The following is a 23,034-nucleotide window of genomic DNA, read 5'->3' on the forward strand; positions in this document are numbered from 1 at the left end:
GGGCAGGGCGGGGCAGGGGCGGGGCGGGGCAGGGCGCGGGCTACGGGTGCAGGGCGGCGGGGGTCAGGGTGCCTGTCGCCACCAGGACGGCGGGGCCGGAGAGCCAGCACGAATCGGCTGTCACAGTGACCGTCAGACGCCCGCCTGGCACGTCCACAGTCATCGTGCCGGTGTCCAGGCCGGCGTCACGCAACGCCACCGCCGCCACCGCGCACGCGCCGGTGCCGCAGGACAGCGTCTCGGCCGAGCCGCGCTCGTACACCCGCATCAGCACGTGCCCGTCGGTGCCGTCGACCGGCTCGCCCGGCGTGGTGAACTCGACGTTCACCCCGGACGGGAACGTCGAGGCGTCCACCTCGGGCGCGCGGGTCAGGTCGAGGGCCGTCAGCTCCAGCGCGGCGGGCAGCGCGCACACCAGGTGCGGGTTGCCGACGTCCACGGCGGTGCCGGGCAGCGTCAGCCCGCCGAGCGTGGCGGTGGCCGTGTCGTACAGCCGGGGGCGGCGCATCTCGACCGCCACGTCCTCGCCCTCGACGCGGGCCCGCACCAGGCCGGCGCGGGTCGCGATCGGCAGCGTCCCGCCCGACGGGGCTGTGAGCGAACGGTCCAGCAGGTAGCGGACGAACACGCGGGCCCCGTTGCCGCACATCTCGGCGAACGAGCCGTCGGAGTTCCAGTAGTCCATGAACCACTCGGCCTCACCGGCGAGCGCGACGCCCTCGGGGTGCTTGGCGGCGCGTACGACACGCAGCACGCCGTCGCCGCCGAGCCCGCGCCGCCTGTCGCAGAGCGCGGCGACCAGGCCGGGTGTCAGGTCGAGGGTGCCGTCCGGGTCGGGCAGGATGACGAAGTCGTTGCCGGTGCCGTGACCCTTGGTGAACTCCACTCCCCCATCATGGCCGATGCTCGGCGACCACCCGCAGGGCAGTGTCGAGAAACGCGGGCGACGCCGAGTCCAGCCAGTGGACGCGCGGGTCACGCCGGAACCAGGAGCGCTGCCTCCGGACGAACCGGCGGGTCGCGCGGATCGTCTCCTCGTGCGCCTGCGCCTCGGTCAGCTCTCCGGCGAGGAACCGCAGCACCTGCTGGTAGCCGAGCGCCCGGCTCGCCGTCCGCCCGTCGGGCAGCCCTTCGCCGACCAGCGCCCGCACCTCGTCGACCAGGCCGTCGGCCCACATCCGGTCCACCCGCAGCGCGATCCGCTCGTCCAGCGCAGCGGTGTCCAGGTCCACGCCGAGCTGCACCGACGGGTAGTACGGCGTGGGCGACGGCAGCGACGCGGTGAACGGCGCGCCGGTCAGCTCGATCACCTCCAGCGCCCGCACGATCCGCCGCCCGTTGGTGGGCAGGATGCTCGCCGCCGCGCCCGGGTCGGCCTCGGTCAACCGCGCGTGCAGCGGCAGGGGGCCCACCGCGGCGAGTTCCGCCTCCAGCCGCTCCCGCAGCGCCGGGTCGGTGCCGGGGAACTCGAACTGTTCCAGCACCGCCCGCACGTACAGCCCGGAGCCGCCCACCAGCAGCGGCACCCGTCCCCGGGCCAGGATGTCGTCGACGGCCGCGCGGGCCAGCGCCTGGTATTCGGCGACGCTGGCCGGCTCGGTCACCGGCCAGATGTCCAGCAGGTGGTGCGGCACGCCCTCGCGCTCGGCCGGCGTCAGCTTCGCGGTGCCGATGTCCATGCCCCGGTAGAGCTGCATCGAGTCGGCGTTCACCACCTCGCCGTCGAGCGCGTGCGCCAGTGCGATGCTCAGCGCCGACTTCCCGGCCGCGGTCGGCCCGACCACCGCCACGACCGTCACGACCGCTCCCAGTTCGCCACGAAGTAGGCGACGCCGTAGGGGGCGCGGTGGTAGCTCAGCTCGCCGCGCCAGTCGCCGCCCGCCGCCCTGGCCGCACCGGCCAGCACCTGCCACGGCGCCCGCCCGGCGGCCCTCAGCTCCGCCGACAGCCCCGGGTCCAGGCCGAGCAACGCATCGGCGTCCGCGCCGGCCAGGGCCGCGGCGACCCCCTCGTCGTACTCCTCGGCGCGCGGATCGTCGTACCCCGGCGCCTTGACGCCCCGGCAGGCGGACCCGTCGCCGAGCACGAGCAGCGCGACCCGCGGATCGTCGTCGTCGATCAGGCTCGCGCCGAACTCCGCGCACTCGGCCGGTGTGGCGTCGTGCGCCACCGACCGGGCCAGGCGGGGCAGCTCGGTGCCGGAGCGGTTGAGCAGCCAGGCGCCGACGGTCAGGCTCAGCGGCAGGCGCTCCCCGCCGGAGCAGGAGATCTTCCACAGCCGCACCGGCCGGTCGAGCCCGAAGCCGCGCAGGGAGCCCCAGTCGGCGGAGTTGAACCGGACGGTCTCCGGCCCGCCGCCGACGAGCAGGATCGCCTCGGGGCCGGCGGCGAGCAGCCGGGCCACAGCGGCGTCGGCGGCGGCGCGCAGGTCGTCCAGCTCGGGCGCGGCGGCGCCGGCCAGCTCGGGCACGATCAACGGTGGGTGGGGGCACACGGCGGCGGCGACCAGGGACACGCCCCCAAACCTATCGGGATCCCCCGGTGCGTCCCCGCGCCGATCCGGTCATCGGGGGCGTACAACACCGTATGGTCACGGTCGGCGACAGGCGCTCGACACGGACGGGGGCGGACCTGTGACAATGCCGGGAGAAAGTTTGCTGCGCCGTGGCGGCGAACGAGGGGGCTGTCCCCTCGACGCCGGGAGAACGAGGATGGGCACATGAGCGACTGGACTGCCTTCGGACGGGTCGACGAGGACGGCACGGTCTACGTCAAGACCGCCGAGGGCGAGCGGGTGGTCGGATCCTGGCAGGCAGGGGCACCGGAGGAAGGGCTCGCCCACTTCGCCCGGCGCTACGCCGACCTGGTGACCGAGGTCGATCTGACCGAGGCGCGGCTCAACTCGGGCGCGGCTGATGCCGGCCACTCCCTGACCACGATCCGCCGCATCCGTGGGTCGCTGGCCGAGGCGCACGTCGTCGGTGACATCGACGCCCTTGCCGCCCGCCTGGACAAGCTGGCCACCGTCGCCGAGGAGAAGGCCGGCGAGGCCAAGGCCGCCCGCGAGGCCGCCCGGGGCGAGGCGCTGGCGCGCAAGACCGCCCTGGTCGAGGAGGCCGAGAAGCTGGCCGCCGAGTCGACCGGCTGGAAGACCGCCGGTGACCGGCTCAAGGAGATCCTCGACGAGTGGAAGACCATCCGCGGCGTCGACAAGAAAGCCGACGGTGAGCTGTGGAAGCGGTTCGCCGCCGCACGGGACGGCTTCACCCGCCGCCGGGGCGCCCACTTCGCCTCCCTCGACCAGCAGCGCAAGCAGGCGCAGACGGTCAAGGAGGAGCTGGTCGCCGAGGCGGAGAAGCTCAAGGACTCCAGCGACTGGGGCGTCACCGCCGGTCAGCTCAAGGACCTGATGGCCCAGTGGAAGGCCGCGCCGCGCGCCGCCAAGGAGGCCGAGCAGAAGCTCTGGGAACGGTTCCGCGCCGCGCAGGACGAGTTCTTCACCCGCCGCAGCGAGGTCTTCTCCGCCCGCGACAACGAGCAGCGGGCCAACCTGGAGCGTAAGCAGGCGCTGCTGGCCGAGGCCGAGGCGCTGGACGTCGACGGCGACCCGAAGGGCGCCCAGGCGAAGCTGCGGGAGATCCAGGCGCAGTGGCACGAGGCCGGCCGGGTGCCGCGCGAGGCCGCCGCCGGGCTGGAGCGCCGGCTGCGGGCCGTGGACGACAAGGTCCGCGACGTGATGGACTCGGCGTGGCGGCGTACCTCCAAGGAGGACAACCCGCTGCTGGCGCAGATGCGCGCCCAGGTCGCCGAGGCCGAGGACCGGCTGGCCCGGGCCCAGGCCGCCGGTGACGCCCGCCGGATCAAGGAGGCCGAGCAGGCGCTCGCCTCGAAGCGGCAGTTCCTCCAGCTCGCCGAGCAGGCCGGCTGACGCGAGCACCCCGGCCGGGCAGGCCGGCGGACAGACACATCGGGTGAGCCCCCGGCCGGGTCGGCCGGGGGCTCACCTGCGTCCGGGCCGGGTTGACGCATCGAGGCAGGCTGATCAGAATGAGCGGCGGAGCCAGGTTCCGGCACCGGCACGAGGGCATCGACGGCTGATCTGCGCCGTCGACGATCGCCGGTGCGACATCTCGCGGGTGGCCGTCCACACGACACGGCCCGGCGCGCGCTGCGCGCGTACTCGATGACGAGCGGGACGTGCCTCCTGGTCCTGCCGCCCGCGGCGCCTGCGCGGCGCGGGCATCCGAAGTGGAGCTTCCATGCACCGACGCACCGCCCTCGGCGGCGCCCTGACGGCGCTCGCCACCGCGGCAGCCGGCGTTCTCGTCGCCGCCGCCGTCTCCACCGCACCGGCCGCTGCGGCGGCCGGTGGCACCGGCACCGGTTACCTGCACACCAGCGGCAGCAAGATCGTCGACAGTACGGGCGCGACGGTCCGCCTGACCGGCATCAACTGGTTCGGGATGGAGACCGACAACAAGACGTTCCACGGCCTGTGGTCGAGCAACCCGTGGCGCTCGCAGCTCGACACCATGGCCCGGCTGGGCTACAACACGCTGCGGATCCCGTACTCGAACGACGCGCTCAAGGCCGGCGCGACAGCCACCGGCATCAACGACTTCGTCAACCCGGACCTGATCGGGCTCTCCCCGCTGCAGATCCTCGACAAGGTCATCGACTACGCGGGCAGCAAGGGGATGCGGGTCATCCTGGACCGGCACCGGCCCACGTCGGCCGGGCAGTCGCCGCTCTGGTACACCTCGACGGTCTCCGAGGCGACCTGGATCAACGACTGGAAGATGCTGGCCCAGCGGTACGCCGGCAACACCACTGTGATCGGCGCGGACCTGCACAACGAGCCGCACGCCGAGGGCACCAACCCGGCCGCCACCGGCGCCTGCTGGGGCTGCGGCGACACCGCCCGGGACTGGCGGCTGGCCGCCGAGCGGGCCGGAAACGCGATCCTCGGCGTGCAGCCGAACTGGCTGATCTTCGTGGAGGGGGTGAGCTGCCCGAGCGGCGGCCTGTCGAACGTCTGGGACAACGACCCCAGCAACGACGAGGACTGCGGCTGGTGGGGCGGCAACCTGTCCAAGGCCGGGCAGTTCCCGGTCCGGCTGAGCGTGGCGAACCGGCTGGTCTACTCGCCGCACGAGTACGCCACGTCGGTGTACCGCCAGGCCTGGTTCGACGACCCGACCTACCCGGCGAACATGCCGGCCATCTGGGACAAGTACTGGGGCTACCTCTACAAGCAGAACATCGCGCCGATCATGATGGGCGAGTTCGGCACCACGCTCCAGGACCCCAAGGACAAGATCTGGCTCCAGAACCTGATGGCGTACACCGGCACCGGCGTGAACGGCATGTCGTTCACATACTGGTCGTGGAACCCGAACTCCGGTGACACGGGCGGCATCGCCAACGACGACTGGACCACGATCAACCAGCCGAAGCAGGACATCCTCACGCCGTACCTGATCCCGCCGACCGGCGGTGGCGGCACCACCAGCCCGTCCCCCACCGGCACGCCGAACACCTCACCGGCGCCGACCACCCCGCCGCCTCCGGTGACCGGTGGCTGCACCGCCACCTACAAGCAGATCAACTCCTGGTCGGGTGGCTTCCAGGGGGAGCTGACCGTCAAGAACACCGGCACCGCCGCGGTGAACCCGTGGTCGGCCACTTGGACGTGGCCGTCCGGCGTGACGCTGGCGAGCGGCTGGAACGCCACTGTCACGCAGTCCGGCACCACTGTGACTGCCGCCGCGCCGGCCTGGGCGTCGTCGCTGGCGGCGGGCGCCTCGGTCACCGTCGGCTTCACCGCCAACGGCACCGCCGCGACGCCGGGCGGCGTGAAGCTCAACGGCACCGCCTGCTGACGTAAGGAAGGGCCCCTTCTTAACGCCTCCGGTAGAGGAAGGGCCCCCTTTTAACACCGAGTGTTAAAAGGGGGCCCTTCCTTACATGCGGTCAGGGGGCGGCGCAGCCGCCTACCGGGGCGGGTGGGACGGCCGGGGCGCCGACCGTCGGCAGTCCGAGCAGCACGCCGGGGGTACGCGGAACCTGTCCCGCCTCGGCCGCGTCCCCGGCCCGGGTACGCCGGTGCGCCAGCGGCGCGCCGTCGGCGTTGAGGTGGTGCGGGGCGGCGTACGTGACAGTGGTGTGCACGATGTCGCCGGGACGGATCCGCCCGGCCAGGTCACCGGTGGCGAAGTGCACCAGCCGGCCGTCGCGGGCCCGGCCGGACATCCGGCCGGTGCGCTCGTCCTTGCGGCCCTCGCCGACGGCCACGAGCACCTCGACTGTCTCGCCGACGAGCTTCTTGTTCTCCGCCCAGGTGATCTCCTCGACGCAGGCGATCAGCCGCTCGTAGCGTTCCTGCACGACCTGCTTGGGCAACTGGCCGTCCATGGTCGCGGCCGGGGTGCCGGGGCGCTTGGAGTACTGGAACGTGAACGCCGAGGAGAACCGCGCCTCCCGGACCACGTCGAGCGTGCGGGCGAAGTCGGCCTCGGTCTCGCCGGGGAAGCCGACGATGATGTCGGTGGTGATCGCCGCGTCCGGCATCGCCGCCCGGACCTTCTCGATGATCCCCAGGTAACGCTCCGACCGGTACGAGCGGCGCATCGCCCGCAGCACGTCGTCCGAGCCGGACTGCAACGGCATGTGCAGCGAGTGGCAGACGTTAGGCGTCTCGGCCATCGCGGCGATCACGTCGTCGGTGAAGTCCTTCGGGTGCGGGCTGGTGAACCGCACCCGCTCCAGCCCGTCGATGTCGCCGCAGGCGCGCAGGAGCTTGCCGAACGCATACCGGTCGCCGAACTCGACGCCGTACGAGTTGACGTTCTGCCCGAGCAGCGTCACCTCCAGCACGCCGGAGTCGACCAGCGCGCGGACCTCGGAGAGGATGTCGCCGGGGCGGCGGTCCTTCTCCTTGCCGCGCAGGGAGGGCACGATGCAGAACGTGCACGTGTTGTTGCAGCCGACGGAGATCGAGACCCACCCGGCGTACGTCGACTCGCGCCGGGTCGGCAGCGTGGAGGGGAAGACCTCCAGCGACTCCAGGATCTCGACCTCGGCCGCGGCGTTGTGCCGCGCCCGGTCCAGCAGCGCCGGCAGCGAGCCGATGTTGTGCGTGCCGAAGACGACGTCCACCCAGGGCGCCTTGCGGACGATGTCGCCGCGGTCCTTCTGGGCCAGGCAGCCGCCGACGGCGATCTGCATCCCGGGGTGCTTCGCCTTCACGGGGCGCAGATGACCCAGGTTGCCGTAGAGCCGGTTGTCGGCGTTCTCCCGGACCGCGCAGGTGTTGAACACCACCACGTCGGGCTGCTCGTCGGCCTCCGCGGCGCGCACGTACCCGGCGTCCTCGAGGAGGCCGGAGATGCGCTCGGAGTCGTGCACGTTCATCTGGCAGCCGTACGTACGCACCTGATAGGTGCGCGGGCTGCCCGCGGCTGCGGTAGTCATGACCCGGACAGCGTATCCGGGTGTAGCCGATCGGATCGAACGAGGAGGAGCCGTGTGCCGGAGCATCAAAACCCTGCGTGAGCCGTACGTCCCGGTGGTGACCGAGGAGGACATCCGTGCCGCCGCGTTGCAGTACGTCCGGAAGATCTCCGGATTCCGTACCCCGGCCGCGCACAACGCGGCCGCGTTCGACGCCGCTGTGGACGCCGTGGCCGCCGCCACCGCGACGCTGCTCGACCAGCTCGTGGTGCGGGGGCAGCAGCCGGCGGCCCGGGGCTGAGCCCGGGGCCGCCACCGCTCGCCGCCGGAGGGGACACGGCGGCGAGCACCTGTCACGGGTGCCGGCCGGCGTCCGCGCTCAGGCGGCGGCGAGCGCCGGGGCGACCGTGTCGGGGGCCCAGCGGGAGCGGTGGCACTGCGACCAGCCCCGGCAGCGCGCGTCGGCGACGGTGCAGAGCCGGTGGTGGCTGAGCACCTCGCCGTCGTCGGTGTCGGCCACGTCGAAGTGCACCGGCCGGATGGTGCCGTCCGGCGCGACCAGCAGGTGCCGGCCGGCGTCGAGCGTGTCGTCGCGCATCAGGCAGTTGCGGCCCAGCAGCCGGGCCAGCGCCGCGATCGCGGGCAGCTCGGACAGGCTCTCGGGCACCCCGTAACAGTCGACCACGGTGCCGTACAGCCCGGGCGCCTCCCACACGTCGCAGACCACCGCGTACGCGGGGAGCCGCATCGGGTCGGCGACGGCCATGGGCATCACCACCCGGCCGAGCGCCTCGGCCAGTGCCGGGTAGACCTCCACCGGCTCGCCGCCGTCGATTCTCCAGTTCCACAGCTCGGTCATGCCGCCTCCTCGCTGCGCTCGTTCCACCGGCCTCCGGATCGGGCCTTAATGTCGATGGTGGGGTGCATTTGACCTCAGCCGGGCGCAAGTTACCGGTCTGTGACCATTCCGGGCAAAATTCCCTCGGGCGACGTTGCCCGGAGTAGCTGGAAGATGACAGTTTATCGGGTACGGTGCCGCGGCGACGGCCCAGCCGCGCCGTGGATCCGGCGGCTCAGCGCACCCGGATCAGGTGCTCCGACGCGGGCAGCAACTCGCCGATCACAGTGCCGCCCGGCACCTCACCGGCGACCAGCAGGCCACCGGAGGTCTGCGCGTCGGCCAGCAGCAGCTGCTCCCCCTCGTCCGCGCCGCCGAAGTCGGTCCACGGGGTGACCCATTCCAGGTTGCGCCGGGTGCCGCCGCTGACGTACCCGTCGCGCAGCGCCTCCCGCGCGCCCGTCAGATACGGCACCGCCGCCGCGTCGATCGCCACCGTCAGGCGGCTCGCGCGGGCCAGCTTCGAGGCGTGCCCGAGCAGGCCGAAGCCGGTCACGTCGGTGCCGCAGCGGATGCCCGCGGCGATCGCCGCGCGGGCGGCGTCCCGGTTGAGCCGGGCCATCGACTCGACCGCCTCCGGGAAGCGCTGCCCGGTCTGCTTGTGCCGGGTGTTGAGCACGCCCACGCCGAGCGGCTTGGTCAGCGACAGCGGCAGCCCGGCCCGCCCGGCGTCGAGCGTGATCAGCTCCTCCGGCCGGACCACGCCGGTGACCGCCAGGCCGTACTTCGGGCCGTCGTCGTCCACGCTGTGCCCGCCGGCCAGGTGGCAGTTCGCCTCCCGGGCCACGTCCAGACCGCCGCGCAGCACCTCGCGGGCCATCTCCGGCGGCAGCACGCCGCGCGGCCAGCAGAGCAGGTTGAGCGCGACGAGCGGGGTGCCGCCCATCGCGTACACGTCGGAGAGCGCGTTGGCGGCGGCGATCCGCCCCCAGTCGTAGGCGTCGTCGACCACCGGGGTGAAGAAGTCGGCGGTGCTGACCAGGCCCGTACGCTCGTCCAGCCGGACCACCGCGGCGTCGTCGCCGTTCTCCAGGCCGACCAGCAGGTCGGCCGAGCCGCCGGTGGCGCCGAGACCGGCGACCATCGCCTCCAGCTCGCCGGGTGGGATCTTGCAGGCGCAACCGCCACCACGTGCGTAGTCGGTCAGCCGGATCGCGTCGGTCACCGCCTTATGATCTCCGGCCTGCCCCGGCGGCGCCACCCGGCCCCACCGGCGGGTGACGAAATTCGGACGGGCCGGTACGCCGGTGACCGGTGTTACCGCTCCGTGACCATCTGAGTTGCGATCTGCCACATCACCCCGCCTACAGTTGCCCAACCGGGGGTCGACCGACCCCCGAATTCCGCCATGGACGACAGGGACGGTGGACGACGTGACGACGGGCGACCCGCTGATCGTGCTCGACGGGGTGAACAAGTGGTTCGGGCCGCTGCACGTGCTCGACGACGTGTCCCTGTCCGTCGGCCGGGGCGAGGTGGTCGTGGTCATCGGCCCGTCCGGCTCCGGCAAGTCGACGCTCTGCCGCACCATCAACCGGCTGGAGCCGATCGACAACGGCACCATCACGTTCGACGGGCAGGCGCTGCCGGCCGAGGGCAAGCCCCTGGCCAAGCTGCGCAGCGAGGTCGGCATGGTGTTCCAGTCGTTCAACCTCTTCGCGCACAAGACCATCCTGGAGAACGTCACGCTGGGGCCGGTCAAGGTCCGCAAGGAGAAGCCGGCCGCGGCCCGTGAGCGCGGCCTGGCCCTGCTGGACCGCGTCGGCATCGCCAACCAGGCGGACAAGTACCCGGCGCAGCTCTCCGGCGGTCAGCAGCAGCGGGCGGCGATCGCCCGCGCGCTGGCCATGCAGCCCAAGGCGATGCTGTTCGACGAGCCGACGAGCGCGCTGGACCCGGAGATGGTCGGCGAGGTGCTGGACGTGATGACGTCGCTGGCGAGCGAGGGCATGACCATGGTCGTGGTGACCCACGAGATGGGCTTCGCCCGGCACGCGGCCAACCGGGTCATCTTCATGGCCGACGGCAAGCTGGTCGAGGACGCGCCGCCGGCCGAGTTCTTCGCGAACCCGCGCAGCGAGCGGGCCAAGGACTTCCTCTCCAAGATCCTCACCCACTGAGCGTCCGTAGTGGAGTCGTCCCGTCGACTCCGTCGAAGAAGGAGATGAGTATGCGTTACAAGCGCGTGGCGGCGGTGGCCATGATGGCCTCGCTCGCCCTGTCCGCGGCCGCCTGCGGCAAGGAGGGGAACCCCGCTCCCAGCGGCGGCGGCAACGCCAGCGGTGGTGCGCAGGGCGACAACTGCAGCAGCTCGGGCGTCACCTTCACCCCCAAGACGGACGCCAACGTCGCCGGCAGCCCGGCCTTCGAGAAGATCAAGTCGGCCGGCAAGGTCGTCATCGGCGTCAAGTTCGACCAGCCGAACCTCGGCTACAAGGACGCCCAGGGCAAGCGCTGCGGCTTCGACATCGAGATCGCCCAGTACGTCGCCAGCACGCTCGGCGTCGACCCGGCGAAGATCGAGTACAAGGAGATCGCGTCCGCCAACCGGGAGACCGCGATCAAGGGCGGCGAGATCGACTACTACGTCGGCACCTACTCGATCACCGACAAGCGCAAGAACGACGTCTCCTTCGCCGGGCCGTACTTCGTCGCCGGCCAGGACCTGCTGGTCCGCAAGGACGAGTCGTCGATCACCGGCAAGGACACGCTCAAGGGCAAGAAGGTCTGCTCGGCCACCGGCTCCACGCCGATCCAGAAGATCCGCGACGAGGGCCTGACCGAGGGCGAGAACATCGTCGAGTTCAAGACCTACTCCGAGTGCGTCTCGCAGCTGCTCGACAAGAAGGTCGACGCGGTCACCACCGACGACGCCATCCTCAAGGGCTACGCCGCGCAGAACCCGGACGAGCTCAAGGTCGTCGGCCAGCCGTTCAGCACCGAGAAGTACGGCATCGGCCTGCCCAAGGACGACAAGGCGCTGCGTGACTACGTGAACGACCAGATCGAGGCGGCGTTCACCGACGGCACCTGGAAGAAGATCTACGACGGCACGCTCGGCAAGTCCGGCTCGCCGGCCACCCCGCCGCAGCTCGAGCGGTACTGACGGTCCGCACCGACGTCGGACCGGGCGGGGAGGTCCTCCTCCCCGCCCGGTCCCGTCTGGAGAGAGTGAGAGCGAGGTATGGGCGAGTTCTTCCGCGTCCTGACGGACAACGCGAGCCTGTTCCGCGAGGGGTTCTACAACACCGTCAAGCTGTTCCTGATCGCCGGCGTCGGCAGTCTCGTCCTCGGCATGCTGCTCGGCGCGATGCGGGTGTCACCGGTCCCCGCGTTGCGGGCGTTCGGCGCCACCTACGTCAACCTGGTCCGCAACACTCCCCTGACGCTGGTGTTCGCGTTCCTCGTCTTCGCGGTGCCGAAGCTGGACGTCAACATCGACTACTTCAACAGCGCCTGCATCGCGCTGATCGCCTACACCTCGGCGTTCATCTGCGAGGTGGTCCGCTCCGGCGTGAACACGGTCGCCACCGGCCAGGCCGAGGCGGCCCGCGCGCTGGGCATGACGTTCGCCCAGGTGCTGACGCTGATCGTGCTGCCACAGGCGCTGCGGGCCATGGTCCCGCCCATGATGAGCGTGCTCATCGCCATGCTGAAGAACACCACGATCGCGGCCGGCTTCTCCGTGCTGGAAGCGGGCGCCATCCCGGCGTACATGTCGGAACGGGGTGAGCCGCAGTTCATCGTGCTCACCTGGATCGTGATCGGCTTCCTGATCCTGATCATCCCGCTGGTGGTGCTCCAGCGGATCCTCGAGCGCAAGTGGGCGGTGGCCCGGTGAGCAGCAGCAGCGTCCTCTACGACATCCCCGGCCCGAAGGCCCGCAGGCGCAACCGGATCCTCGGCATCGTCTCGATCGCGGCGATCGTCGCGCTGATCGCGTTCGTGGTCTACAAGTTCAACCAGACCGGCCAGTTCGAGGCCCGCAAGTGGGAGCAGTTCCAGTACGCGGCCGTGCAGCGGGAGCTGCTGAACGGCCTCTGGGCCACGCTGAAGGTCGCCGCCGTCGCCACCGTGCTGGCGCTGCTGTTCGGCGCGTTCTTCGCCAGTGCCCGGCTCAGCGACAAGGTGTTGTTCCGCGCTCCCGCCACGTTCGTGGTGGAGCTGTTCCGGGCCATCCCGCTGCTGATCCTGATCTTCTTCGGCTACTACGTGCCGCTCCAGTACGGCTGGCCGATCGACAAGTTCTGGGCGCTGGTCATCGGGTTGACGCTCTACAACGGCTCGGTGCTGGCGGAGATCTTCCGCGCCGGCATCAACGCCGTGCCGTACGGGCAGTCCGAGGGCGCGTACGCGATCGGCATGCGCAAGAACCAGGTGCTGCGGCTGATCCTGCTGCCGCAGGCGTTCCGGTCGATGCTCCCGGCGATCGTGAGCCAGCTCGTCGTCCTGCTCAAGGACACCGCGCTCGGCTTCATCATCACGTACCCGGAGTTGCTCTTCGTGGGCAAGCAGATCGGCGGCCGGCTGGCGTTCGGCCTGCCGTACGTGCCGACGTACCTGATCGTCGCGGCCATCTACATCAGCATCTGCGGCCTGCTGTCGGTGCTGGCCTGGTGGCTGCAGAAGCGGCTGACCCGGCTGCCGCGCACCGCGGCCAAGCCGGTGGCGGCCACGCAGACCGACGGTGGCACCGGCGCCACGCCGCTGTGAGCTGACGTCGTCCGACGGACACGGAACGGGCGGGTGGGGTTCTCCCCCACCCGCCCGTTCTCGGTCTTGCCGGTCTAGCGGGCGATCTCGGTGACCCGGGACTCGCGCACCACTGTCACCCGGATCTGACCCGGATAGGTCAGCTCCTCCTCGATCTGCTTGGCCACGTCCCGGGCCAGCACCGCCGCGCCGATGTCGTCCACGTCGTCCGGCTTGACCATCACCCGGATCTCCCGGCCCGCCTGCATGGCGAAGACCTTCTCCACGCCCAGCTTCCCGGCTGCGATCTCCTCGATCCGCTCCAGCCGCTTGACGTACGCCTCCAGGCTCTCCCGCCGCGCGCCCGGCCGCCCGCCCGAACAGGCGTCCGACGCCTGGGTCAGCACCGCCTCGATGGTCTGCGGCGGCACCTCGTTGTGGTGCGCCTCGATGGCGTGCACCACGTCCTCGCTCTCGCCGTACTTGCGGGCCACGTCCGCGCCGATGATCGCGTGGCTGCCCTCCACCTCGTGGGTGAGCGCCTTGCCGATGTCGTGCAGGAACGCGCACCGCTTGATCGTCGGCACGTCCAGCCGCAGCTCCGCGGCCATCACCCCGGCGATGTGCGCGGTCTCCACCAGGTGCTTGAGCACGTTCTGCCCGTACGACGTGCGGTAGCGCAACCGGCCCAGCAGCGTGACCAGCTCCGGGTGGATCTCGGTGATGCCGACCTCGACCAGCGCGTCCTCGGCGGCCCGGAGGCACAGCTCCTCCACCTCCTGCCGGGCCACGTCGTAGACCTCCTCGATCCGGTGCGGGTGGATTCGGCCGTCCAGGACCAGCTTCTCCAGCGTGACCCGGCCGACCTCCCGGCGTACCGGGTCGAAGCACGACAGCAGCACCGCCTCGGGCGTGTCGTCGATGATCAGGTTGACGCCGGTGACCGACTCGAAGGCGCGGATGTTGCGCCCCTCCCGGCCGATGATGCGCCCCTTCATCTCGTCGCCGGGCAGGTGCAGCACGCTGACCACGCTCTCCGCGGTCTGCTCGCTGGCGACCCGCTGGATGGCGTCCACCACGATGTTGCGGGCGCGCTGCTCGGCGCTGCCCCGGGCGTCCGCCTCGATCTCCCGGACCAGCAGCGCGGCCTCCCGCTTCGCCTGCCCCTCGATCGACTCGACCAGCTCGGCGCGGGCCGCGTCGGCGGTCAGGCCGGCCACCCGCTCCAGCTCCCGGCGGCGCTGCTCCTCCACCTCGGTCAGCGTCCGCTCGCGCTCGGCCAGGGCGGCCTCCCGGGCGGCGAGCGCCGCGGTGGCGGCGGTGAGCTGCCGCTCCCGTTCGGCCAGCCGCTCCACCTCCTCGGTGTGCAGCCGCTCCCGCTCGTCCATCCGGGCGGCCCGGCGTTCCACCTCGGCCGCCTGCTCCCGGGTGGTGGCGGCCAGCACCGCCACCTCCCGCTCGCCGCTGCGCCGGGCGGTGGCGCGTAACTGCTCGGCGTCCGCCTCGGCCTGCTTGTGCGCCCGCTCCAGCACCGTGTCCGCCTCGGCGCGGGCGTCGTCGAGCACCCGCCGCGCCTCGGCCCGGGCCGCCTTCGCCTCCGCCTTGGCGGCGGCCGCCTCGGCACGCGCCGCCGCGGCCGCGGACTTAGCAACGTCGATGGTGCTGTTCACCTCGTCGGCGGCCGTCCGCAACGCCGCGAGGGACTGTTCCTGCCGGTCCTTCTCCGCGATGAAGGCCGGGTCCTCCGGCGCGGGCGCCAGGCTGAGCCGCTTGAGGGTACGCACGCCGAACAGCACGGCGCCGACCACCACCACGACCAGCAGCAGCACGACCAGGAGGAGGACGACGTCGAAGGCGCTCATCGAGCCGCTCCGCACCGGTACGCGGGCACACTCGCCCGCCGCACTCCGGCGACCCGGCCGGCGTCGCCGGCCCGTCGGGGCTCGGTGGCCGGGCTGTCGCCCGCCGATGCGGGGTCGGGGCCGTGTGGCAGACCGCCGGTGAACCTGTGCCGCCCTGCCATGGCCGCCTCCCCCTGAAACGTCGGCGCCGCAGGACACGCGCGAAGGACACGCGCCTGCGGCTCTGGACGCCCGACCGGAGCGGCTGGCTGTGGGCAGCTTTCCGTCGGCGGTGTCCCTCATGGGGCACCGCTGGCGGCCGGTTGCAGTTGTCGGAGGCTCCGAAAGGTTCCGGAGCTTCCGTCAAGGGCCGGTGTAGCTGGCCAAAGTGATGCTGTTCTGTTACGAGATCTATGTTGTGCGCTTAGCCTGCGCTGGTCGGGCAAAGTGAGCCTGTATGGCGAGGCTAGGTCGCGAGGGGCCGTTCGGTCAAGGAGTCATGATCAAACCACCCGGACGGAGAGAAGTTACGACGTCACTCAGTGGTGATCAGATGCCGGACAGGCCAGGACAAACCCCGCCCCGTAGCGCCGCGACTCGGCCGCTCCGACCTGCTCATGCCCCTCTCGCACCCCCATGATCAGCTCCGCCGTCACCGTCCCACCCCCGTGATCGAGGACTCGACGTCCACCCACGACCGCCCAGACGACACAAACTCCTTGATCACCGTCCGGCCGCGCGGCCGCGCCGCCGGGGGTGGCAGGGCCGGCCGGTCCGGCCGGGCGCGCGCGATCATGAGGTTGGCCTGGACAAAGCGGACGGGAAGTGCCGCCAAGTTCATGATCGACCTGGCCGGGTGAGGGTCGCGCGAGGGCTGCGCCGAGCCGGCGCCGGGTGGGTCAGCGTGCGGCGGCGGTGAGGGCTGCGGTCACCAGGGTGGCGTTGTCGGGGGCGGGGGTGCCGTCGGGCAGCAGCAGCGTGTCCTCCAGGCCGATCCGGGTGTGCAGGCCACGCCGGACCGCCTCCGCGTACACCGGCCAGGTGGCCGGACCCTCCCCGTGCAGCAGCACCGGCGGGTGCCCGCCGGGCAGCGCGGCGAGGATCGCCGCCGCGTCGGCGAGCGCCGTCTCGACCTGCTCGGCCATGCACTCGACGAGGACCCGCCCGGCGGGCGTAGAACAACGACGCCAGGCGTCGACCGCCGCCGGGGTCCACAGACCGGCCTCGACCATCACGCCGCGCTCGTACAGGGCGGCGGCGACCTCGGCCGCTCCGGGTTCGTGGGCGTTCACCGAGGCGAAGTCGGGCAGCACCGTCCAGGCGCGGACGGCGGCGGCCCGCTCGGCCGGGTCGGGGACGATCCAGGCGCCGGTGCTCACGCCGACCGGCAGGCCGGGACGGGCGTCGCGGATGGCGGTGACCGCCGCCGCGATCACTGCCGGGTCGAGCGACTCGGTGCCGCCGTCGTCGCGCGGGTGCGCATGCACCGCCGCCACCCCGGCGGTCGCGCAGCGCACCGCGTCGGCGGCCAGTTCGGCCGGGGTGAGCGGCACGGCGGGGTGCTCGTCCAGCCGTCGGGTGCCGTTGAGACACGCCTTCAGCACGGGTGTGCGCCTCCCTCGGGACGGCGGCCGCGACGCCGGCGGCCGGTCGGTCAGTCGAGCCGGCGGGAGTCGAGGTCGTGCTCGGCGTCGGCCATCGCGTCGGCGTCGATGTGCTCGGCGAACTCGGCCGCCTCGGCGCTCTGCGCGGCGAGCGCGTCCTTCACCGCCCGGATCGCCACCCCGGCCGGGTAGCCCTTGCGCGCCAGCATGCCGACCAGACGCCGGAACACCGCGTCCGGCTCGCCCCGGGTGCTGCGCAGCTTGCGCTCCACCAGGGCGCGGGCGGTCTCCGCCTCGGTCTCCTCGTCCAGCCCGTCCAGTGCCGCGCCGGCCACCTCGCCGTCGACACCGCGCTGACGCAGCTCGTTGGCGAGTGCACGGCGGGCCAGCCCGCGGCCGTTGTGCCGGCTGCTCACCCAGGCGCGGGCGAAGGCGGCGTCGTCGACGATGCCGACCTCGTCGTACCGGTCGAGGACCTGCTCGGCGACCTCCTCGGAAATGCCGCGCCGGGCCAGCGCACCTGCCAGCTCGGCCCGGGTCCGCGGGCGGACCGCGAGCTGCCGCAGGCAGATCTCCCGGGCCAGCTCGGCCTCGTCGCGCGGCGGAGCCGGAGCCTCCCCTGCATCGGGCTCCGCCGCGCGATCACGGCGCCCCCGGCGAGGCCGGGGCGTACCTGTGGCGTCGCCCGTACGGGGTGGACCGGCATCCCAGCCCCGGCCCGTACGGGCGCGTCGTCCTGCCACGGGTCAGCGGATCAGAAGTCGACCGGCGGCAGTTCCGGGCCACCGGCGGCGTCGCCCGCACCACCGGTGCCGACGCCGAGCTTCTCCAGGATCTTCTTCTCGATCTCGGCCGCCACGTCCGGGTTCTCGCGGAGGAACTCGCGGGCCTTCTCCTTGCCCTGGCCGAGCTGGTCGCCGTCGTAGGTGTACCAGGCGCCGGACTTGCGGATGATCGCCTGCTCCACACCGACGTCGATCAGCGAGCCCTCGCGGGAGATGCCCTTGCCGTACATGATGTCGAACTCGGCCTGCTTGAACGGCGCGGCGACCTTGTTCTTCACGACCTTGACCCGGGTGCGGTTACCGACCACGTCGGTGCCGTCCTTGAGGCTCTCGATGCGGCGCACGTCGAGCCGGACCGAGGCGTAGAACTTCAGCGCCCGCCCACCGGTGGTGGTCTCCGGGCTGCCGAACATCACGCCGATCTTCTCGCGGAGCTGGTTGATGAAGATCGCGGTGGTGCCGGTGTTGTTGAGTACGCCGGTGATCTTCCGCAGCGCCTGGCTCATCAGCCGGGCCTGGAGACCGACGTGGCTGTCGCCCATCTCGCCCTCGATCTCGGCGCGCGGCACCAGGGCCGCCACCGAGTCGATCACGATGATGTCGATCGCGCCGGAGCGGACCAGCATGTCCGCGATCTCCAGCGCCTGCTCGCCGGTGTCCGGCTGGGAGACCAGCAGGGCGTCGGTGTCGACGCCGAGGGCCCGCGCGTACTCCGGGTCGAGCGCGTGCTCCGCGTCGATGAACGCGGCGATGCCGCCGGCGCGCTGGGCGTTGGCCACCGCGTGCAGCGCGACGGTGGTCTTACCGCTGGACTCCGGACCGTAGATCTCGACCACCCGGCCGCGGGGCAGACCGCCCACGCCGAGCGCCACGTCGAGCGCGATGGAGCCGGTCGGGATGACAGCCGTCTGCACGACGGGCCGCTCCCCCAGCCGCATCACCGAACCCTTGCCGAACTGCTTGTCGATCTGAGCGAGAGCAAGGTCGAGCGCCTTCTCCCGGTCAGGCCCTGCTGCCATCGTTGCCACCCCTGCCTTCGCCGGCGTCTTTCCTGAGCTTCGCGTCACGCGGGACACGCTAGGCGCTGGGTCCGACAGAAAACCAGCCGACGGGCCGTGAGCTGTGGACGAGCACCCCGCTGTGGACAATAGCCGAACAGGTGTACGACTGAGCAAGCGACACGCGGGATCGACGAAAAGGCTGCTCAGCGTAGTCGGGCGGGCACCCGGTCCGGATACGCGGCGACCACGGCGCGCCACACCACGTGCGTTTGCTCACCGGCCGCGAGCGCCTGCTCGATGGTCCGCCCGCCGAGCTGGGACAGCACCTGGTCCCTGGCGATGCTGGTCGCGTACCCGGGCCCGAACGCCTCCTCCAGCCGCGTCCAGAAGTCGGTCAGCCGCACGTGTTCAGTCCTCCTCGTCGAGTGGTCGCGTGCCGGTACGGCGCAGCGCCAGCGCCACCAGCGGCACCACAGCGATCGCCGCCAGCAGGGTGAGCGTCGGGTACCCCACGGCCCGCATGACGAACCCGCTCGCCGCCGCCGCGCCCGCCCCGGCCAGCCCCATGAGCAGGTCGGACAGGCCCTGAACGCCGGGCCGGTCGGCGGTGGGCACCGACTCCGACAGCAGCGTCGAACCCGCCACCATCGTGCCCGACCAGCCCAGCCCGAGCAGCGTCAGCCCCACCGACAGCAGCGCCGTGTGGTGCCCGGCGGTGCCGGAGACCGCGCACGCGGCCAGCAGCAGCGCCACGCCGCCGAGGATCACCGGCCGGCGGCCGACCCGGTCGGTGAGCCACCCCACCACCGGCGACAGCGCGTACATGCCGGCGATGTGCAGGCTCAGCACCAGGCCGACCACGGGCAGCACGTCCTCGTCGGAGTGCCACTCGCCGAGGTGCACCGGCGTCATCGACATGACAGCGACCATCACCAGATGCCCCACCGCCACCGCGGCGATGCCGAGGCGTGCGGCCGGCCGCCCGCGTACCGTGCGCCATGCAGCGACCATGCCACCGCGGCGGGTGACAGCCGGCGCGGCGCCGGGTGCCGGCTCGGCCGCCGCCAGCCGGCGCGCGGTGAGCAGCGGGTCCGGCCGGAGCAGGACCAGGAGTACGACGGCGGTGAGCGTGAACGCGACGGCGCTGAAGGCGAACGGGCCGGCCAGCGCCGGCAGGCCCCAGCCCCGGGTGGTGTCGTCGGCGAGCGCGGCGAAGTTCGGCGCGGCCACCGCGCCGATGGTGGTGGCCCACACCACCAGCGAGAGCTGCCGTCCCCGGCGTTGTGGCTCGGCCAGGTCCACCGCCGTGTAGCGGGCCTGGAGGTTGGCCGCCGTGCCGCCGCCGAACAGCAGCATGCCGACGAAGAGCAGCGGCACCAGGCGCGTCACGGTGGCGACCACCACCAGCACGCCGCCGACCGCGCCGACCGCGTACGCGAGGACCAGACCCGGCCGCCGACCACGCGCGGTCATGAGCCGGGTGACCGGGATGGCGAGCAGCGCGGCGCCGACCACACCGGCGCTCTGCGCCAGCCCGGCCAGGGCGGTGCCGGCGACCCGGGCGGCGAGCAGCGCGCCGACCGAGATGCCGATGGTGACGCCGATGCCGCCGATGATCTGGGTGAGGAAGAGCAGCCGGACGGTACGCCGCTGGATGCCGGCGACGTCGGGCCGGGGCGGGGCCGGCGCGGTCAGGTCGGTGGACATGCGGCGCTCCTGGTGGGGACGGGTGCCCCATCCTCCCGCACCGGCCCGCCCGGCCGGCACCCGGTTTCGCTACAGGCCGAGGCCCCGGCCGATGATCTCCTTCATGATCTCGGTGGTGCCGCCGTAGATGGTCTGCACCCGGCTGTCCAGCCACGCCTTCGCCACCGGGTACTCCGCCATGAAGCCGTAGCCTCCGTGCAACTGCACGCACCGGTCGGCGACCTTGGTCTGCAACTCGGTGGTCCACCACTTGGCCTTCGCCGCGTCGGTCACCGAGAGGCGGCCCGCGTTGAACTCGGTGACGCAGTGGTTGACGAACGTCCGCGCGATGGTGACCTCGGTGTCCAGCTCGGCCAGCAGGAACCGGTTGTGCTGGAACCGGCCGATCGGCCGCCCGAACGCCTCCCGGGAGCGGGCGTACTCGATCGTCAGCGCAAGCAGCTTCTCGCAGGCCGCCACCGCGGCGACGGCGATGCTCAGCCGTTCCCGGGGCAGGTTGGCCATCAGGTGGTAGAAGCCGTGGTTCTCGGTGCCGATCAGGTTCTCCGCCGGCACCCGGCAGTCGTCGAAGAACAGCTCGGCTGTGTCGTTGGCCTTCAGGCCCACCTTCGCCAGGCGGCGGCCCCGGCTGAAGCCCGGCGTGCCGCTCTCCACCACGACCAGGCTCACCCCGTGCGCGCCCTGGTCCGGCGCGGTCTTGGCCACCACGACCACCAGGTCGGCCATCTCACCGTTGGTGATGAACGTCTTCTGCCCGTTGAGGACCAGGCTGTCGCCGTCGCGGACCGCGCTGGTGCGGATGCCGGCCAGGTCGCTGCCCGCGCCCGGCTCGCTCATCGCGATGGCGGTGACCAGGTCGCCGGAGCAGAAGCCGGGCAACCACCGCTTGCGCTGGTCGCCGGTGGTCAGCTCGGTCAGGTACGGCGCGACCACGTCGTTGTGCAGCCCGAACCCCAGGCCGGTGCACCCGGCCGCGACGATCTCCTCGTCCAGCACCGCGTTGAAGCGGAAGTCGCGCTGCCCGCCGCCGCCGTACTCGGGGTCCACGTCCGGGCCGAGCAGCCCGGCCGCGCCGGCGGCCCGCCAGACCTCCCGGTCGACGATCCCGTCGGCCTCCCAGCGCTCGTGGTGCGGCACCGCCTCCCGGGTGAGGAACCGGCGGCACAGGTCACGGAACTCGTCGTGGACGGGCTCGTAGAGATGCTGCTCCATGGCGGCAAGTCTGGCACCGCTCACCCCCGCCGGACAGGGGCGAACCGGACGGGGTGGCCCGCCGCCGCGCGGTGGACCAGGATGACCGGATGAGCACACTCACGGGGAAGCAGGTGGCCGAGGCCGGGCTGGACGGGTGGACGTACCTGCTGGGGGCGTTGCAGACGCGCATCCGTACCCCCGATTTCGCGGCCGGACTGGCGCTGGTGGCCGCGGTCGGCGCGGAGGCCGAGCGGGTCGACCATCATCCGGATCTGGACCTGCGCTACACCCACGTGGACGTGCGGCTCTGGTCGCACGACGCGGGTGGGGTGACGCAGCGTGACCTGCGGCTGGCCCGGTTCATCTCGGGGCTGGCCGCGGATTCCGGGCTGACCCTGTCGGCCGCCGGGCTGGCCCGCCTGGAACTCGCGCTGGACACCCCGGAGCACGCCGCGGTGCTGCCGTTCTGGCGGGCGGTCCTGGCCTGGCAGTCGCCGGACGGCCGCGGACCGGACGACGACGAGGTACGCGACCCGGACGGCGTGCTGCCGACCGTCTGGTTCCAGCGCTCCGGCCGGGACGAGCCGCGGCAGCGGTGGCACCCGGACGTGTGGGTCGACCCGGCCGAGGTGGACGCGCGCATAGCGGCGGCGCTGGCGGCCGGCGGGACGCTCGTCAGCGACGCGGAGGCGCCGAGCTTCTGGGTGCTCGCCGACCCGGACGGCAACCGGGTCTGCCTCTGCACCTGGCAGCAGCGCTCCTGAGAAGCCGGGGCAGCGGCGGGCGCGGCCCGGCGATAGCGTGCCCGATGTGGACGCACGCGCGCTGATCGAGGAGTTCAACGCGGCCTGGCTGCGGGGCGACCTGGCCGCGGTGTCGGCCTGCCTGGCCGAGGACGTCACCTACTGCCCGAACGCCTGGGACGGGCCGGCCGGCACGGTACGGGGGCGGGCGGCGGTGGCCGACGTCTTCGCCGGGCAGCTCGGTCCGGGCGACGGTCCGGCGCTCGGCGCGGTCTGGGCCACCGGCGACCGGGCGGTCTGCGAGTGGGCCTGGCCGCCGGCCGAGGACGGCACCGTGCTTCGCGGGCTGGACGTCTACCGGGTCCGGGACGGGCGGATCGTCGCCAAGGACGTGTTCGGCAAGATCACTTCTTGAGTGCCTTCGCGGCCACCTTCAGGTCGGCGACCAGGCCCTCGTAGGCCACGTCCTGGTTGTCGGCGCGCAGCACCGCGGACGGGTGGATGGTGGCGAGCAGCCGGGCCGCCGGGGCGTCGGCCACAGCGCCCGCCCGGTCCACCGGCACCCGCTCGAAGTCCTCCGGGTGCTGGGCGGCGGCGGGCCAGGGCAGCAGCTCACCGCGCTGCTTCGTCACCCGGAAGCTCGGGCCGAGCAGCGCCTTGGCGGCTGTCGCGCCGAGCACCACCACGATCTCCGGGCGCAGCCGGGCGAACTCGGCGACCAGCCAGGGCCGGCAGGCGGTGACGTGCACCCGGTCCGGGGTCTGGTGGATGCGCCGCCTGCCGCGCAGCTCGAAGCGGAAGTGCTTCACGGCGTTGGTCAGGTAGATCTGGGCAGGGTCGAGCGCCGCGTCGTCGACGGCCTTGCGCAGCAGCCGCCCGGCCGGCCCGACGAACGGCAGCCCTTTCTGATCCTCGATGTCGCCCGGCTGCTCGCCGACGAATACCACGCGCGCGTGCTCGTCGCCGCGGCCGAACACGGTCTGGGTGGCGTCCCGGTACAGCTCGCAGCCCCGGCAATCCCCCGCCGCGGCGCGCAGCTCGTCGATGGTGTCCGCCGACGGCGGGATGAACTCCTGTGCGCCGGGTGCGCTCTCGGTCTCGGCCATGCCGATCGTTC

The 23,034-nt window shown here is 72.4% G+C and carries 22 protein-coding genes and 1 pseudogene; 9 read left to right on the top strand and 14 right to left on the bottom strand.

Annotated elements, in window-relative coordinates; translation table 11 throughout:
• Positions 1–40: 40 nt before the first annotated feature.
• The 3 genes from dapF to IF06_RS33545 are packed head-to-tail and all read right to left on the bottom strand — an operon-like array spanning position 41 to position 2,515.
• Positions 41–886 (bottom strand): diaminopimelate epimerase, encoded by an 846-nt coding sequence (gene dapF, locus IF06_RS0107245; protein WP_013284746.1) that lies wholly within the window; start codon positions 884–886, stop codon positions 41–43.
• A 7-nt stretch (positions 887–893) separates the two neighbouring features.
• Entirely contained in the window at positions 894–1,913 is a 1,020-nt protein-coding gene (gene miaA, locus IF06_RS0107250; protein WP_084588792.1) for a tRNA (adenosine(37)-N6)-dimethylallyltransferase MiaA, read from the bottom strand.
• The gene (locus tag IF06_RS33545) at positions 1,796–2,515 is read right to left on the bottom strand and encodes a hypothetical protein (protein ID WP_030269773.1); all 720 of its coding nucleotides are present in this window, start codon (positions 2,513–2,515) and stop codon (positions 1,796–1,798) included. Before IF06_RS33545 ends, miaA begins: the two co-directional genes overlap by 118 nt.
• A 204-nt stretch (positions 2,516–2,719) precedes the next feature.
• On the opposite strand from IF06_RS33545, the gene IF06_RS0107260 reads away from it, so the two are divergent.
• Positions 2,720–3,928, top strand: coding sequence for a DUF349 domain-containing protein (locus IF06_RS0107260; protein ID WP_013474481.1), 1,209 nt, complete (start codon positions 2,720–2,722; stop codon positions 3,926–3,928).
• 331 nt (positions 3,929–4,259) lie between these two features.
• Positions 4,260–5,882, top strand: coding sequence for a cellulase family glycosylhydrolase (locus IF06_RS0107265; RefSeq protein WP_030269777.1), 1,623 nt, complete (start codon positions 4,260–4,262; stop codon positions 5,880–5,882).
• Between the two features lie 91 nt (positions 5,883–5,973).
• Here IF06_RS0107265 and miaB read toward each other — a convergent pair whose 3' ends face one another.
• Complete coding sequence (gene miaB, locus IF06_RS0107270) at positions 5,974–7,473, bottom strand: tRNA (N6-isopentenyl adenosine(37)-C2)-methylthiotransferase MiaB (protein WP_030269779.1); 1,500 nt, start codon at positions 7,471–7,473, stop codon at positions 5,974–5,976.
• 52 nt (positions 7,474–7,525) lie between these two features.
• Between miaB and IF06_RS0107275 the strand changes: the two genes are divergently transcribed.
• Complete coding sequence (locus tag IF06_RS0107275; protein ID WP_013284740.1) at positions 7,526–7,753, top strand: DUF2277 family protein; 228 nt, start codon at positions 7,526–7,528, stop codon at positions 7,751–7,753.
• A 78-nt stretch (positions 7,754–7,831) separates the two neighbouring features.
• On the opposite strand, the gene IF06_RS0107280 is transcribed toward IF06_RS0107275, so the two are convergent.
• Together IF06_RS0107280 and selD are read right to left on the bottom strand one after the other, a co-directional pair.
• Positions 7,832–8,311 (bottom strand): hypothetical protein, encoded by a 480-nt coding sequence (locus IF06_RS0107280; RefSeq protein WP_013284739.1) that lies wholly within the window; start codon positions 8,309–8,311, stop codon positions 7,832–7,834.
• A 214-nt stretch (positions 8,312–8,525) separates the two neighbouring features.
• Complete coding sequence (gene selD / locus IF06_RS0107285) at positions 8,526–9,515, bottom strand: selenide, water dikinase SelD (RefSeq protein ID WP_013474478.1); 990 nt, start codon at positions 9,513–9,515, stop codon at positions 8,526–8,528.
• Between the two features lie 199 nt (positions 9,516–9,714).
• Here selD and IF06_RS0107290 point away from each other — a divergent pair, with 199 nt between their 5' ends.
• The 4 genes from IF06_RS0107290 (at position 9,715) to IF06_RS0107305 (ending at position 13,063) form a co-directional block, all read left to right on the top strand.
• The gene (locus tag IF06_RS0107290; protein ID WP_030269781.1) at positions 9,715–10,470 is read left to right on the top strand and encodes an amino acid ABC transporter ATP-binding protein; all 756 of its coding nucleotides are present in this window, start codon (positions 9,715–9,717) and stop codon (positions 10,468–10,470) included.
• 50 nt (positions 10,471–10,520) lie between these two features.
• Positions 10,521–11,456: a glutamate ABC transporter substrate-binding protein gene (locus tag IF06_RS0107295; protein WP_013284736.1), complete on the top strand. Its 936-nt coding sequence runs from the start codon at positions 10,521–10,523 to the stop codon at positions 11,454–11,456.
• A gap of 78 nt (positions 11,457–11,534) precedes the next feature.
• Positions 11,535–12,191 (top strand): amino acid ABC transporter permease, encoded by a 657-nt coding sequence (locus IF06_RS0107300; protein ID WP_013284735.1) that lies wholly within the window; start codon positions 11,535–11,537, stop codon positions 12,189–12,191.
• Positions 12,188–13,063, top strand: coding sequence for an amino acid ABC transporter permease (locus IF06_RS0107305; RefSeq protein ID WP_013474477.1), 876 nt, complete (start codon positions 12,188–12,190; stop codon positions 13,061–13,063). Before IF06_RS0107300 ends, IF06_RS0107305 begins: the two co-directional genes overlap by 4 nt.
• 74 nt (positions 13,064–13,137) lie before the next feature.
• Here IF06_RS0107305 and rny read toward each other — a convergent pair whose 3' ends face one another.
• From rny to IF06_RS0107345, 7 genes and pseudogenes are all read right to left on the bottom strand, one after another.
• Positions 13,138–14,904: a ribonuclease Y gene (gene rny, locus IF06_RS0107310; protein ID WP_013284733.1), complete on the bottom strand. Its 1,767-nt coding sequence runs from the start codon at positions 14,902–14,904 to the stop codon at positions 13,138–13,140.
• Positions 14,905–15,782: 878 nt separating this feature from the next.
• Positions 15,783–16,487: a 3-keto-5-aminohexanoate cleavage protein gene (locus tag IF06_RS0107320; RefSeq protein WP_030269786.1), complete on the bottom strand. Its 705-nt coding sequence runs from the start codon at positions 16,485–16,487 to the stop codon at positions 15,783–15,785.
• A gap of 50 nt (positions 16,488–16,537) precedes the next feature.
• Complete coding sequence (locus IF06_RS0107325) at positions 16,538–17,230, bottom strand: regulatory protein RecX (RefSeq protein WP_030269788.1); 693 nt, start codon at positions 17,228–17,230, stop codon at positions 16,538–16,540.
• 11 nt (positions 17,231–17,241) lie between these two features.
• Positions 17,242–18,291: a recombinase RecA gene (recA, locus tag IF06_RS0107330; protein ID WP_013284729.1), complete on the bottom strand. Its 1,050-nt coding sequence runs from the start codon at positions 18,289–18,291 to the stop codon at positions 17,242–17,244.
• Positions 18,292–18,476: 185 nt separating this feature from the next.
• Positions 18,477–18,677 carry a DUF3046 domain-containing protein gene (locus IF06_RS0107335; RefSeq protein ID WP_013284728.1) on the bottom strand — a complete coding sequence of 67 codons (201 nt, stop codon included), beginning with the start codon at positions 18,675–18,677 and terminating at the stop codon, positions 18,477–18,479.
• Positions 18,668–19,980: pseudogene (locus IF06_RS0107340) on the bottom strand (MFS transporter). The gene IF06_RS0107335 and the pseudogene IF06_RS0107340 overlap by 10 nt, the downstream one beginning before the upstream one ends.
• Positions 19,981–20,049: 69 nt before the next feature.
• Entirely contained in the window at positions 20,050–21,192 is a 1,143-nt protein-coding gene (locus IF06_RS0107345; RefSeq protein ID WP_013284726.1) for an acyl-CoA dehydrogenase family protein, read from the bottom strand.
• A gap of 89 nt (positions 21,193–21,281) precedes the next feature.
• Here IF06_RS0107345 and IF06_RS0107350 point away from each other — a divergent pair, with 89 nt between their 5' ends.
• Positions 21,282–21,938 carry a 4a-hydroxytetrahydrobiopterin dehydratase gene (locus tag IF06_RS0107350; protein ID WP_013284725.1) on the top strand — a complete coding sequence of 219 codons (657 nt, stop codon included), beginning with the start codon at positions 21,282–21,284 and terminating at the stop codon, positions 21,936–21,938.
• Between the two features lie 46 nt (positions 21,939–21,984).
• Entirely contained in the window at positions 21,985–22,332 is a 348-nt protein-coding gene (locus IF06_RS0107355; protein WP_225319783.1) for a nuclear transport factor 2 family protein, read from the top strand.
• Here IF06_RS0107355 and IF06_RS0107360 read toward each other — a convergent pair.
• On the bottom strand, positions 22,322–23,023 hold the full coding sequence (locus tag IF06_RS0107360) for a UdgX family uracil-DNA binding protein (protein WP_013284723.1): 702 nt from the start codon (positions 23,021–23,023) through the stop codon (positions 22,322–22,324). The two genes, IF06_RS0107355 and IF06_RS0107360, sit on opposite strands and share 11 nt — an antisense overlap.
• Positions 23,024–23,034 lie beyond the last annotated feature (11 nt).

It is taken from the genome of Micromonospora globosa, assembly GCF_000717585.1.
GTDB lineage: Bacteria > Actinomycetota > Actinomycetes > Mycobacteriales > Micromonosporaceae > Micromonospora > Micromonospora aurantiaca.